The organism is Shinella sp. JR1-6, assembly GCF_004284735.1.
Classification (GTDB): domain Bacteria; phylum Pseudomonadota; class Alphaproteobacteria; order Rhizobiales; family Rhizobiaceae; genus Shinella.
Window position 1 is genome coordinate 1 of the sequence record NZ_SHMI01000033.1, and the last position, 13,251, is coordinate 13,251.

Sequence of the window (13,251 nt, forward strand, 5' to 3'; positions counted from 1 at the left end):
GCTCAGACCGAGGATCCGCTCACCAAGGAGAAATTCTATGCCACTCGGATGAACGATTGACAAAAAACCTGATGTGATGGGATTCGAACGAGCGACGCAATTGGCTATGCTTTCGAGCACTACCTCGCTTGGACGAGTCAACCCTGCAACAATCGCCGCTTCAACCCATGTATGTGCGAAGCCCCCACGCCACAGCAGCCGCCGATCATCGTGGCGCCGCTTTCGACCCAACCACAGGCGAAGCCCGCATAGCGATCATCCGAAAGGTCTTCGCGAATTGCGTGGAGAGCTTCATTTGCCGCGCCCTCTTCGTCCGTTGTGAGCGCATTGGCGTAGACCCCAAGCGCGACAGAGCGCCCGCAATCGGCAAGAACTGCGGATGCGACGGCCACCGCCTGTCGCATGACCTCGGGGCGACTGCAATTGAAGAGCAGCGCCGAGGCGCCGGAGGCAGCGATCCATCGCGCGGCTTCCTCGACGCTTTCACCGGAGCGCAACACCGGCGGCTTCGCCTCGGCCCCAGGCTCGTCGTGCAGCGTGAAGGAAATCCAGAACGGTTTTCCCGTTTCTGCCACAGCGTCTTGAACGGCTTCAGCCTCCGCGATCAGGCTGAGCGTTTCCCCCAGAAACACATCCACATAGGGATGTAGCTCCTCCACGAGCACGGCGAGATAGTCCTGTACCCGATCAGGCTGGAACAATTCCGGTTCGTAGGAGCCGAAGATCGGCGGAAGCGAACCGGCGACACGAACCGTACCCTCGCCCGCGGCATCGGCCGCCTCGCGCGCCAATCGCCCCGCAAGGGCGATCAGGCTTCGGCCCTCCTCGCGAAAGCGGTCCTCGCCGATATGAAACGGCACCAGCGCATAACTGTTCGTCGTAACCACATCGGCGCCCGCAGCTATGAATTCCGCATGCACGCGCCGGACGATGTCGGGACTTTCCATCAAGGCGAGTGCCGACCATTCCGGCTGCCGCAGTTCGGCGCCGAGACGCACCAGTTCACGGCTCATGCCGCCATCGAGTATTGTGACTGAGGTCATTGTTCTCCTCTCCCAACAATTCAGCGTTTGATCATCGATGACAGGGCAAAGGCCGTCACCGTATCGCGCACGCCGGATACCGCCGAAATTGCCTGCCAGATTTCCCGGATACGATCGGCGGTCCCGGCCTCCACCCGCACGACAAGGTCGAATTCGCCACTCATCACGTCGCAGGAAACGACTTCGGGAAACCGGCATCATCACCGCCGAGATCGCACTCGTGGACCGCAGGGTTGTCGGCAACCCGATGACGTTCATCGCCGGCATGGAAATCGAGCGGGAGAACTACGACGCGCTATCGCGGTTTCGCGCATGGCTGGCAAAGCAGGAGCACATCCAGCAGGTTTACTATGTAACCGGCGCGGTGGACCTCGTCGCAATCATCACCGCCCGGGATGTCGGCCACTATGACGAGATCGCAGCCCTTCTGATGTCGGAAAACCCGCAAATCAAGCGCATGCATACCAATGTCGTCCTAAAGGAGGTCAAGCTTGGAATGTTTGTCCCTATTTCAGACCAGGATATTGGCTCTTGATCCGAATCGAACGGGCAACCCCATTGAGTTTTCTGAACTTTAACCTTCTGCGAAACCTACTGTATGTCGCACGAGACGGCTTTGCCGGCCGCGTCAAAGACGCGGATGTCCTGCCCGCGTACGGAAAAAGAAATGTCCTGCAGGCGCGCGAACGCGCTCTCTCCATCCACCTTGACCAGGAATTTGTCGCTGGTGCCGGGCAGGTCCAGATAGAGGATTTGCACCTCGCCGAGATGTTCGATGAGATCGATGCTTCCCGTGAAGGTCGGATCGTTTTCGACGCCGGCAACCACCCGCGTATTTTCCGGGCGGATGCCGATGCTCACGGCCTCGCCTTTCGAAAGCCTGCCGGGTTCGGCGGTTAGTTCAAGCGTGATCCCGCAATCGAGCCGGCAGCGTGCCGATGCCGCGTCGCGCTCGACGACCGTTCCTTTCAGGATGTTCATCGCCGGCGAGCCGATGAACTGCGCGACGAAGAGGTTGGCCGGGTTGCGGTAAAGATCGGTCGGCGTGCCGACCTGCTCTATGTCTCCGTCCTTGAAGACGACGATGCGGTCCGCCAGCGTCATCGCCTCGACCTGGTCATGGGTGACGTAGATCATCGTCACATCCGGCATGCTTTGCTTGAGCTTGGCGATCTCGATGCGGGTGGCGACACGCAGGGCGGCATCGAGGTTCGACAAGGGCTCGTCGAACAGGAAGACCCGCGGATTGCGCACGATGGCGCGGCCGATGGCGACACGCTGCCGCTGCCCGCCGGAAAGTGCCTTTGGCTGGCGTTGCAGGTATTTGTCGAGCTGGAGGATTTCGGCCGCCTTGCGCACCCGCGCATCGATCTGCGCCTTCTGCGTTCCCGCGATGCGCAAGCCGAAGGCCATGTTCTCGTAGACGGTCATGTGTGGGTAGAGCGCATAGGACTGGAACACCATGGAGATGCCCCGCTTGGATGGCGCGACGGCATTCATCCGCGCACCATCAATGACAAGGTCACCGGACGAAATCGTTTCCAGGCCGGCGATCGAGCGCAACAGGGTGGATTTCCCGCAGCCCGAGGGACCGACGAAGACGATGAACTCGCCCGACTTTATCTCCAGATCGATCCCATGCAGGACTTCCAGATCCCCATAGGCCTTGCGGATATTTCTCAGCGACAGATCGGCCATCGTTCCACTCCGTTGTTCGATTTCAAAAGCACATGTCGTCAGGGCGCGAGCCCGGCCAGGAACCGCGTGATCGGCCCCGGCTTTCTGTCGAGAATTTCGAGGTCGTTCTTGCGCCGGATGGCGCGGCGAACGACCCGGGCGCCCAGATACCGCAGAGGCTCGGACGGCAGCCTCGTGCGCTTGCCGATGCCGACCAGACCGCACCGGCTCCAGATGTCGTCGCGCCCGAGGACGAGGCTCGCCATGATGCGGCCGGCGACGGGCGCCTGCGCGATGCCGGTGCCATTGAAGCCCATCGCATAGAAGATGTTCGCATGGTCCTTCAGATGCCCGAAGACCGGCAGATGCTGCGCCGTGCAGTCGATCGGGCCGCTCCAGTCATGGAGCACCGGAACGTCCTTCAATTCGGGATAGACCCGGTGCATTTCGCGGATATTCTCCGCGCCGCCGTCGCCGCTCCGGTTGAAACGGGCGTCGATACGGTCGCCATAGGCGATGCCGCCGGTGCCCCGGCCGAAGATCACCGTACCCTCGGGCGTGCGCTGGTAATAGAGGACATGCTGCTGTGCGTCGCAGATCGACGCCCCGTCCGTCCAACCGATCCGCGCGAGGATATCGGGCGCGGGCGCCGTTGCGATGACCTGGCTGCTGACCACATAGAGATAGGGATGCAGTTCCGAAATGGCGGAGAGCCAGGCATTTGCGGCGAGCACCACCTTGCCGGCGGTCAGTGTTCCCTCCGCGGTTCGCAATTTGGGCCGGGGGCCTGGCACGATCTCTAACACCGGGCTGCGTTCGTGAAGGACGATGCCCCTCGAAAGCGCCAGGCTGCGCAGGCCGATGGCGAGCTTTGCGGGCTGCACCGTCCCTGCCCTTTCCTCCAGAATGCCGACATAGGAGACGGCCGAGCCGGTGCGACGCAGGATGTCTTCGCGCCGGAGCGGACGGAAGCGGTCTTCGCCGAGCGCGCGGCAAAGTTCGGTTGCCGCCGTCCAGGCGCCTTCCTGGGCGGTCGAGCTGGCCGTCCACAGCCAGCCGTCGAGCCTCAAGTCCATGTCGATGGCGCCGGAGGCCTGCAGGCCGTTCAACTCCTCGATCGCGTCGGCGGTTGCCCGGCACAGCATGAGCGCGTCGTCTTCGCCGACAAGCGCGTGCAGCAGGTCGATTTCGGCAAACCAGCTATGGACCTGGCCGCCATTGCGACCCGAGGCACCGGAACCGCAGAAATCCGCTTCGAGCACGGTGATGCGCGTTTCGGGCGCCCGTTCCTTGATCCGGAGCGCGGTCCAGAGGCCGGCATAGCCGCCGCCGACGATGGCAACGTCGCAATCCGCGCTGCCCTGCAAAGGCGGCGCGACGGCATCCGCCGCGATGCTCTGCAGCCAGAACGAGCGATCGCCCTTTGGCGCCGCGACGGGCGGCCTCAGTGTGATGGTGTTCATGTTTCCGCCCTCTCCGTGCTGCCGATGACATCGACATATTTGTCAATCAGCCAGTCCGGGATGGCCCGGATGGGCTGCGGGAAGCCGCCGAGATGGGTGCAGGTTTCCGATGCCCTTTCGGCGGCGAGGTCGAGCGCCGCCTGCACGGGCAGGTCCGCGAAGAACCGCGAAGCGATGAAGGTCGCGATGAAACTGTCCCCCGCGCCACAGGTGTCGACGACGGTAACCGGCACGGAACCCGCCCTGGATGTCACGGTTCTATCGTCGTGGAAGGAGCCGCGCTTTCCGCAGGTGACGACGACCTGCCGGGCGCCTGCGGCCCTGAGCTGTGCGATCAGCGGTTCGACCGGCTCAGCCGGATCGTCCGGGCCGGAGGCGAAGACCAGCGGCACGTCGTGCAGCGAAAGGTCGAAATGCCGGGTGGAAACGTCGATGCTGAAGGGAACGTCATCCGCGACGAGCCGGCGGACGAGCGTTTCGCTGGAATTCGTGCCGAGATGCACCCAGTCGGCTTGCCGTAGCGCCTTGTAGCGATCTGCATCCGGAACGTAATTTTCCCCCACGCCGAGCGACTCGAGAAGGAAGCGCCGTTCGCCGGCGTCGTCCGTGAGCAACGTGACTGCCGATGCGCCGGGGCGGATCTCGACGTCATTGCGGTCGAGCCCCGCCTCCTCGATGGCGGCGAGCATGATGTCGGCTTCCGCATCCGGCCCCAGCGCGCCGAAATAGCGGGCATTCAAACCGTGCCGCCGCCATTGCACGGCAACATTGAGGGCATTGCCGCCCACGGTGACGAACCCTTTGCTGAGATAGGCATCGAGGCAATTGTCACCGACAGCGATCAGGTTGGGATTGGCCGTCGTCATTCTGTGTCCGCTTCATCGAGATGGGGGGCAATGGCGTCGAGGCATCGCCGCCAGGCGGCAAGGGGATCGAGCGCATAGGAACCGTTGCCGAAAGGTTCGAAGGTCAGCGTGCCGGCGAAGCCGTGCCTGCCGAGTTGTCCGAGATAGTCGCCGAGCGGCAGGTTGCCGTCGCCCCAGGCAAGATGCCCGGCTGGCGTTCCATCCACGATATGCACATGCGCGATGCGCTTGCCGAAGCGCTCGAAGTAGCCGTCGATGCTGTCGTTTGCCGTCGCCATGGCGACGAGATCGAGAACGATGTCGATATCGTCGCCGTCGAGCGCGCGCCGGAAGCTGTGAAGCGCGTCGGCATCGGTGACGATGTTGCTTTCGAGGCGCTGAAGGGGTTCCAGCAGGCAGCAGACGCCAAGCGAGCGTGCATGGGCCGCAATCCGGTTGATCGACTGGATCGAATTGCCCCAGGCGGTTTCGCGGCTTTCGCATTCGAAGCCGCGGCCGGGCGTCAGGAAAAGATACTTCGCACCAAGTTCCGCGCAAATGTCGGCCGCGCGCAGGAAACGCTCGACGCTCGCCTCGCGATAGGCGCTGTCGCCGGAGGCGATGTTGATCGGATAGAGGACCTGCTCGGGCGTGAAGCAGTGGACCGTCAGGCCGTTGTCGCCAAGGATCGCCTTCACCTCCGCAAGCCGCGCGCGATTGTCGTGGAAGAGATCGAGATGCGGGGCGACACCCCAGAACTCCATCCGCTGGAAGCCCATGCCGCTGAGTTTTTCGGCGGTCCAGCGGAAGGGGTGGTGCTGGAAGGAGAAGTTCGCACCGATGAGCTGTTGTCGTTTCAACATGATGCCTGCCCTATTTTCCGATGCCTTCGGCCAGTCCGCGGATGAAGAAGCGCTGGGCCGCAAAGAAGGCGATGACGATGGGGAGTGCCGAGAGTGTCATGGCGGCGAAGACAACCGCGTAGTTGGTGCCGTGTTTTGCCATGATCGAGGTGAGGCCGACGGGCAGCGTCTGCAGATCCGCGCCGCTGGTGAAGATCATCGCGAAGAGATATTCGTTCCAGGCGAAAAGCACATGCAGGATGACGCAGGAGACCAGGATCGGCTTGCACAGCGGCAGCGTCACCTTCCAGAAGATCTGGCCTTCGCTGGCGCCGTCCATGATGGCGGCCTCGTCGAGGTCCCGCGGTAGCCCCAGCATATAGGCGCGGATCAGAAAGGTCGTGAAGGGAATGCGGAAGGCGGTGTAGAGAATGATGAGCGCCCAGTAGGTATTGTAGAGACCGAGGTCCTGCATCATGCGCACCAGCGGGATCACGGCGACCGTCGGGCTGAGCATGAGGCCGCCGAGCACGATGCCGACGAAGAACGGCTTTCCCGGCAGTTTCGAGCGGGTGAGGCCATACGCCGTCCAGGCGCTGACCAGCACCGTGCAGATGGCCGATGCAAGCGTGACGATGACGCTGGTCGCGATGTAGTTGCGGATGCCCTGGTTCCAGGCCGAAATGTAGTTCGCAATGCCGAAACCGCTCGGCAGCGCGAAGGGATTGCCGAAGATTTCGGCATTGGTCTTGAAGCCGTTCAGCGCCATCCAGAACAGCGGATACAGGACGAGGATGCCGAGGCTGATGAGGAAGGTCACGAGGCAGACTTTCGCCAGCACGGCGACGAAGTCGGTGCGCTCGGTTTCCCGGGTGTCATAGGCGAGGCTCACAGCTCGACCCTCCGTCTTTTCGTGTACCAGAGCTGCGCGAAGCCGGTCAGGAGCGTAATGACGAAGATCACCGATGCGATCGCCGCGCCGTAGCCGAAGTCGTTTTCGATGAAGCCCTGCTGGTAGAGCCATGTGCCCAGCACCTGGCTGCTGTTGTTCGGCCCGCCGCCGGTCATCACCATGACCTCGTTGAAGACCTGGAACGCGCCGGTGATGGTGACGATCACCATGAGGCCGGTCATCTCGCGGGTCAGCGGAACGGTGATGTTCCACAGGCGCCGCCAGGTGCCCGCCCCGTCCATGATCGCCGCATCGTAGAGTTCGCGCGGGATCTTCTGGATCGCGATGGCGAAGAGCAGCGTGGAATAGCCGAAACCCTGCCACTGGCTCATGGCGATGATGGCGTAGATCGCGGTGCCCTCCTCGCCGAGCCAGGCGCGCGACCAGCCGGCAAGGCCGATCTGCGTCAGCGCCGAATCGAGAAGGCCGATATCGGGCTGGTAGATGAAGTAGAACAGCAGGCCGGTGACGGTGATCGAGATGGCCGAGGGGATGAAGTAGACGGCGCGCCAGAACCGGCGCCATCTCTCCTCGCTCAGCCCCTCGATGAGCGCGGCGAGCACGAAGGCGCCGAAAACCTGGAAGATGACGGAGATGACGGCATAGAGCGTGTTGTTGACGATCGCCGTCCAGACGACCGGGTCGCCCGTGAGGCGCCGGTAATTGTCGAGCCCGACGAAGTCGGTCTCACCCGTGAAGATGTCCTGGTTGCGCGTGCTGACGAGGAAGTTGTCGATGATCGGGTAATAGACGAACCAGAGGATCAGGACGAAGGCGATCAGGACCCAGCGGAAGGACGCGATCCCGGCGAGCGGGCCGGGCCGGTCTCTTTCAGGCCGGCCCGGCCCGGTGAAGCCGATTTTGACGGCTTCACCCTTCTGCTCATGCTTTATGACAGTCATTTCAGGCCGATCCTCACTTGGACGAAGCCGCCGCTTCCTTGACCCGCTCCATGACCTCTTCGGGCGTCATCGAGCCGCCGATCAGCGCCTGGAGACCGGACAGCCAGGCGGACGCCACACGCGGCGGGTTGGCCGTGTCGAGCCAAGGCATCAGGTAGGAAGCGTCGGCGATCACCTTGAGACCATCGACCACGGCCGGGTTCATGGCGTCCGCCGAATATCCGCCGACTGTCGCGCTCGGCTGGCCGTAAGGCGGCGCGGAGAGAACCTTGCCGTTTGCCGCCGAGGTCACGAAACGCATGAAGTCGATCGCAAGCGGGATGTTCTTGGATGCCGCATTGATCATGTAGCCTTCCGGCGCGCCTTCGACAGCCTTGGGATCACCCTTCGCGTCCTTCGGCACGGGAAGCGTGAAGAAGCCGAAATCGTCCCGGTTCAACGCGCCGTCCGCGGTCGACTGATCGAATTCGATGATCTCCTGATAGTACATGGCGGACTTGCCGTTGCTGAACTGCTGCAGAGCCGATGCATAGGATGAGCCGTTCGTGCCCGAACCATCGGAGCATTCGTCGATGAGCTGCTTGAACTGCGTCAGGCTGGCGACATAGCCGGGATCGGCGAATTCGGCGGTGGCAGGGACGAAATCCTTTTCGAGCGTCGCCTGCGGCACGTTGTAGGCCAGCAGCTGCCCGGCATAATGCACGCCCGGCCAGCCTTCCTTGTTGCCGAAGGAGACCGGCGTGACACCGGATTTCTTCAGGGCGGCGCAGGCGCTGAGCAGGTCCTCGAAGGTCTTGGGCTCGGCGACGCCCGCCTTTTCAAACAGACTCTTGTTGTAGCCCATGAACTTGGCGTCGAGATAAAGCGGAATGCCGTAAAGCTTGCCATTGTACTGGAAGGCGGAGACGGCAGCGGTCGCAAGCGTCTTGCCCCATTCGGTGTCGGGGCCGATGACCGGGGTCAGATCGACGGCGCGGTTTCCGCGCACGAAATTCTCGCCCCAGCTTCCCGTCCAGGTGAAGTAGACGTCCGGCAGCGAATTGGAGGCGACGAGCGCCTTGGTCTTGCCCTTCACGCTGTCGTCGCTCTCCTGGATGAGCTCGACCTTCACGCCGGGATGAAGCTTTTCATAGTCCCTGGCGGCATCGACGAAGAAGGGAGAAAGCTGTTGCAGACCGAATTTGGTCAGCACGCTGACCGTGCCCGAATAGTCGACCGTCGCATTGGGGTCGGCGATGACCGGCTCGGCCGCAGATGCAGCACCGACGCTGCCGATGACGAAGGCGGCGGTCGCGATGGCCGCAAGGCTGGTCGTGCTCAAGAACGTATTGGCTTTCATTTCGCAGTTCCTCTCTTGTTTTCGTTACGTCAGCATGCGTCAGGCAACCGGTCCGGCGTCGCCGCCGGACCGGAAGATCTCAGTATTCGACACGCTTGTAGTAGCGGCGCGTGGTCAGCGGGTGATCGCGCAGCACTTCCAGATGGGCGCTCAGGCGCTCCAGCATGGTCGCCAGGACGATCGGCGAGATGAGGCTGCGCGTCTTGGCCGAGACGCCCGGAAGCTTGGCGGAGGCCGCGTCGAGAACGCGCACCTTGTCGGTGTAGCGCTTGGCGAAATTCTCCACGCGGTCCGTCAGCGGGCGGAAGGCATCCTCGCCCTTGAAGACGAAGAGGCTGACGCCCGGCTCCACCAGCTCCAGCGTTCCGTGGAAGAAGTCGGATGCCTGCACGGGGCGGGTGCGGATCCATTGCATCTCCTCCAGAATGCACATGCCGTAGTAGTGCGCTTCCGGCCAGACCGAGCCTGCGCCGGTAAAGATGTGGTAGGTCTCGTCCTTGATTTCCCGGGCGAGCGCGGCGGCCTCGGCCTCGTAGCCTTCCTTCACCGAAACCAACAGTTCCGGCAGCAGCGCCAGTTCGCCGACCGTCGCATCGAAATCGGCGTATTCGCCGCGCTCGGCCAGCAGGGCGAGCACGATGAGCAGGGTCTGGAGATAGAAGGATTCCGAAGACGTATCGTCCTCGGCGAAGTTGGTGAAGTTGTGATCGGCGTCACGGCCGAGCGGCGTATCCTTGTGGCCGGTGAGCGACAGCGTCTTCACGCCACGTTCCTTCAGGAAGGCGAGAAGCTGCACGCTCTCCTTGGTGGTGCCGGAGAGCGACGGCAGCACGACCAGCGCCTTGTCGTCGAGGCCTGCCGGCGGCTCCAGAACGACCTGTGCGGAATAGGCGGCCGAAATCGGGAAGAGCGTTGCGTTGCGTGCAAGCTCGATGGCCGGCTGGGTCAGAAATTGCACGCCACCGGTCCCCATGAAGAAGATACGTTCCAGACCGCCGTCCAGCAGTTCACGCATCAGGACACGCACGTCCTTGGCGATTGCAACCGCGCCGCTTTGGATCTTTACAAAGCGATCCCTGTCGAAATTGAGCATTTGAACCTTCCCGTTTTGCGTTTCCGATCGCTTCGCTGTACGCCAGCGTCGTCACGCAAATGATCGTTGAAACAATGTGAGATCGATCTCACACATATTTAGCGCACAAGACTTCCGTGCTGGCAAGTGGGGCGGCATAAAATTATGTGGGACTGTACTTGCCGTTCAGCCAGCAATGCTCCGGCTGACGGAGCCACGGACTATCAGCTTGGTTTCAAAAAGGATTTTTTCCGGCGGATGGTCTTTTCCGGAGAGCCGGTCGAACAAAAGCCGCGCCGCCGCACGCCCGATTTCCGAGACCGGCTGCGAGACGACGGTGATCTGCGGATCGGTAAATGTCGCCAGATTGAAGTCGTCGAAACCGATCAGCGAGATGTCGTGTGGAATGGAGATTCCCATCGAACGGAAGGCAAGAAGAGCGCCTTGTGTCATCAGGCTGTCGACCGTGAAGAGTGCCGTCGGTGGCATCTTCTGACTGAAGAGGCGTATTGTCGCGTCGACGGCGTGCTCCACCGTGGATTGCGAAACGGCGATCAGCCGGTCGTCCGGTGCGATGCCGCCGGCAGCAAGTGCGGTCCGGTAGCCGGTCATGCGCTCGCGCGAGGTGAAGATGCGCATGTCGTCCTGCAAGAGGCCGATGCGGCGATGGCCCATGGCGATGAGATATTCCACCGCCTTGCGCGCGCCGCCCTCATTATCCACGACCACATGGTCGCACTCGATGTCCTCGGCGACACGGTCGATCAGGACGAGAGGCACGTTTTCGAGGTTCAGGCTTTGAAGGTGGGCGTTGTTCGTCGCTGAGGTCGGCGCCACGATGAAGCCGCGTATCGACAGTGAGCGCAGGCTCGACAGAAGCGAAATCTCCTGGTCCAGCTCCTCCTCGCTGCTGCCGATCACGAGGTTGTGCCCGCATTCGCGTGCAAGAGCCTCGATATCATGGGCGATCCGAGCGAAGAACGGATTCTGGATATCCCCGAGGATACAGCCGACGATCGGCAATTGACCGTTGCGCAGCGCCTGCGCCAGGCGATTGCCACGATATCCCAGCTTTTCCGCCGCCGCCTGAACCTTCTGGGCGGTCTCGTCGCCAACATAGCCGTAACTGTTTAGAGCCCGGGCGGCCGTCGCGCGCGACACATTGGCGAGCGCCGCCACATCCTTCAAAGTCGCCGGTTTGCGAACCATGTCACCCTTCAATCGCACAAGCAGAACGCGTCACGGTCCCCTTGTAGCGTCGGGCGATCGCTTCGACTAGCCATGCGAATGCGCGGCACTCCCTGCCCTAGATGGCGGCGTCATTTGCGGACCATGCTGAAGGAGAAATGGCTGCCGCGATGATAGTCGAGGGCATAGTTGACCGGCGCTCCGGCGGCGTTGAAACAGGTTTCGGTGATGAGCAAGGCCGGGCCGAAGTCCTTCAGGCCATGCCGGTCCACCACCTCGACCGGCAGCAAGACGGCGGAAACGCTCGCCGCCGACATCCGGGGGCGATTGCCGTATTCCTCCATGAGCTGCATCAGGGAGCCGCTCCAGTCGATATCATAGAGGCGTCCTGCGATGAGGCTGCGGGGCATGTAATCTATGCAGTAGAGGATGGGCTCGTCCTGGTGCAGGCGGATGCGCTCGATGCGGATCACCCGGTCGCCCGGGGCAAGCCTCAGGCTCTCTGCAACGCGTGTATCCGGTGTTTCCTCCGAAATGGAAACCACCTTGTTGACCGTGCTGTAGCCGTAATGGCGAACCATGTCCGTCACGCTCTCGAACACGGTGATCGGACGGTCGACCTGCACGGCAGTCAAAGCAGAGACGAAACGGCCGCGTCCGTGCTCGACATTGATCACATCGTCCTGCTCGAGTAGTTTCAGGGCTTCGCGCAATGCCGGCCGGGAAATCTTGAACCTTTGCGTCAATTGCGCTTCGGTCGGCAGCCTGTCGCCCGGCCTGAGCCCCTCGTCGCGTATGAGATCGGCGATCCTGTCCCTCAACTGAACGGCGATGGTGCGGGAATCGCGAAGGGGTTCCTCCACCGGGATGCCTCCTCATTCATGGTATCGCGCCTTCCTTGTCTGACAAATCCGGCAGGGTCAAGTGCGGCGCGCAGCGCCGCTCCGCACCCATGAAACGCCCCGGAATCTCCGCGGGGGCGGACGGACATTGGACATCGTCATCTTACAACCGTGTCCCACGGTCACCTCATGCGCCCAGCCGCTCGGAAGATCCCCTCAGGACGAGCCAGCCCGACAGGATGATGATCGCGGCACCGAGCACCGTGTGCGGTTCAACGGGCGTTGCGAAGAGGAGAACACCATAGAGACAGCCCCAGATGATCTGGCTGTACTGGAACGGGGCCACGACCGAGGCTTCGCCGACCCGGAACGCGCGCACCAGCAGCGCGTGGCCGCCCAGCATGAGTGCGCCGCCCGCCAGCGAGAGTCCGTAATCGGGAAGCTCGAGCGGCACCATATCGGTCGCAACGGCTGCAACGGCCAGCGCAACGGGCGTCATGACGATGAGCAGGCTCGCCACCAGCGCCGCGTCCGTTTCCGCCATCTTGGCCCGGCGCAGCAGGATCAGCGACAGCGCGAAGAACACCGCAGAAGCGAATGCTGCAAGATGGCCGAGATTGAGTGGCGCGACACCCGGCTTGAGCGCCACGACGACACCGGCAAAGCCGATGAGCACGCCCGCCCAGCCGATGCGCGAGAGCCGTTCACCGAGAAAGACGAAGCCAAGCATGGCGACGAGGATCGGCGTCAGGAAGGCAATGAGATAGGCCTCGGCCAGCGGAAGTTTGGCGAAGGCATAGTGGATGAGCAGCGTATCGACCGCGAGCAGAAGGGCCCGCCAGAAGGCGAGCGACGGCTGGCGCGGCACCAGACGGTGAAGACGCCCCGTGGCAATGGCATGTCCCAGAAGCAGGACAAGCGCCGCGACGGTGATGAAAAACGTCACCTGCGGCGCCGGTATCGTGCCCGCCATGATCTTGACGATGGCGTCGGTTGCCGAAAACACGAAAAAGGCAAGGAGAACGAGCACCGCCCCCCGGCCGTTGGACGGCACGACTGGCGCGCCGCCCTCTTCAATCACGGATG

General features: G+C 62.6%; 12 protein-coding genes and 2 pseudogenes. 1 reads left to right on the forward strand and 13 read right to left on the reverse strand.

Annotated features, from left to right (window positions below):
- Window positions 1-137: 137 nt before the first annotated feature.
- Together EXZ48_RS30105 and EXZ48_RS35075 are read right to left on the reverse strand one after the other, a co-directional pair.
- Complete coding sequence (locus EXZ48_RS30105; protein WP_130520633.1) at window positions 138-1,043, reverse strand: homocysteine S-methyltransferase family protein; 906 nt, start codon at window positions 1,041-1,043, stop codon at window positions 138-140.
- Window positions 1,044-1,063: 20 nt separating this feature from the next.
- Window positions 1,064-1,237: pseudogene (locus tag EXZ48_RS35075) on the reverse strand (Lrp/AsnC ligand binding domain-containing protein); the annotation flags it as partial.
- On the opposite strand from EXZ48_RS35075, the pseudogene EXZ48_RS35080 reads away from it, so the two are divergent.
- Window positions 1,210-1,578, forward strand: a pseudogene (locus EXZ48_RS35080) (Lrp/AsnC family transcriptional regulator); the annotation flags it as partial. The pseudogenes EXZ48_RS35075 and EXZ48_RS35080 sit on opposite strands and share 28 nt — an antisense overlap.
- Window positions 1,579-1,634: 56 nt before the next feature.
- Here EXZ48_RS35080 and EXZ48_RS30115 read toward each other — a convergent pair.
- The 11 genes from EXZ48_RS30115 to EXZ48_RS30165 form a co-directional block, all read right to left on the reverse strand.
- Complete coding sequence (locus tag EXZ48_RS30115; RefSeq protein WP_130520635.1) at window positions 1,635-2,741, reverse strand: ABC transporter ATP-binding protein; 1,107 nt, start codon at window positions 2,739-2,741, stop codon at window positions 1,635-1,637.
- Between the two features lie 38 nt (window positions 2,742-2,779).
- Window positions 2,780-4,183: an FAD-binding oxidoreductase gene (locus EXZ48_RS30120; RefSeq protein WP_130520637.1), complete on the reverse strand. Its 1,404-nt coding sequence runs from the start codon at window positions 4,181-4,183 to the stop codon at window positions 2,780-2,782.
- Window positions 4,180-5,049 carry a PfkB family carbohydrate kinase gene (locus tag EXZ48_RS30125; RefSeq protein WP_130520639.1) on the reverse strand — a complete coding sequence of 290 codons (870 nt, stop codon included), beginning with the start codon at window positions 5,047-5,049 and terminating at the stop codon, window positions 4,180-4,182. The genes EXZ48_RS30120 and EXZ48_RS30125 overlap by 4 nt, the downstream gene beginning before the upstream one ends.
- A complete protein-coding gene (locus EXZ48_RS30130; protein WP_130520641.1) occupies window positions 5,046-5,891 on the reverse strand; it encodes a sugar phosphate isomerase/epimerase in 846 nt (281 codons plus the stop codon). Before EXZ48_RS30130 ends, EXZ48_RS30125 begins: the two co-directional genes overlap by 4 nt.
- A 10-nt stretch (window positions 5,892-5,901) precedes the next feature.
- Entirely contained in the window at window positions 5,902-6,762 is an 861-nt protein-coding gene (locus EXZ48_RS30135) for a carbohydrate ABC transporter permease (protein ID WP_130520643.1), read from the reverse strand.
- Window positions 6,759-7,724 (reverse strand): carbohydrate ABC transporter permease, encoded by a 966-nt coding sequence (locus EXZ48_RS30140; protein WP_130520645.1) that lies wholly within the window; start codon window positions 7,722-7,724, stop codon window positions 6,759-6,761. Before EXZ48_RS30140 ends, EXZ48_RS30135 begins: the two co-directional genes overlap by 4 nt.
- A gap of 13 nt (window positions 7,725-7,737) precedes the next feature.
- The gene (locus tag EXZ48_RS30145) at window positions 7,738-9,063 is read right to left on the reverse strand and encodes an ABC transporter substrate-binding protein (RefSeq protein WP_130520647.1); all 1,326 of its coding nucleotides are present in this window, start codon (window positions 9,061-9,063) and stop codon (window positions 7,738-7,740) included.
- Between the two features lie 79 nt (window positions 9,064-9,142).
- A complete protein-coding gene (locus EXZ48_RS30150; RefSeq protein WP_023515934.1) occupies window positions 9,143-10,156 on the reverse strand; it encodes an SIS domain-containing protein in 1,014 nt (337 codons plus the stop codon).
- Window positions 10,157-10,321: 165 nt separating this feature from the next.
- Entirely contained in the window at window positions 10,322-11,344 is a 1,023-nt protein-coding gene (locus EXZ48_RS30155) for a LacI family DNA-binding transcriptional regulator (protein WP_130520649.1), read from the reverse strand.
- Window positions 11,345-11,454: 110 nt separating this feature from the next.
- Window positions 11,455-12,186, reverse strand: a complete 732-nt coding sequence (locus EXZ48_RS30160; protein ID WP_023515932.1) for a GntR family transcriptional regulator — start codon at window positions 12,184-12,186, stop codon at window positions 11,455-11,457.
- A 166-nt stretch (window positions 12,187-12,352) separates the two neighbouring features.
- A complete protein-coding gene (locus EXZ48_RS30165) occupies window positions 12,353-13,246 on the reverse strand; it encodes a DMT family transporter (protein WP_245462398.1) in 894 nt (297 codons plus the stop codon).
- Window positions 13,247-13,251: the final 5 nt, after the last annotated feature.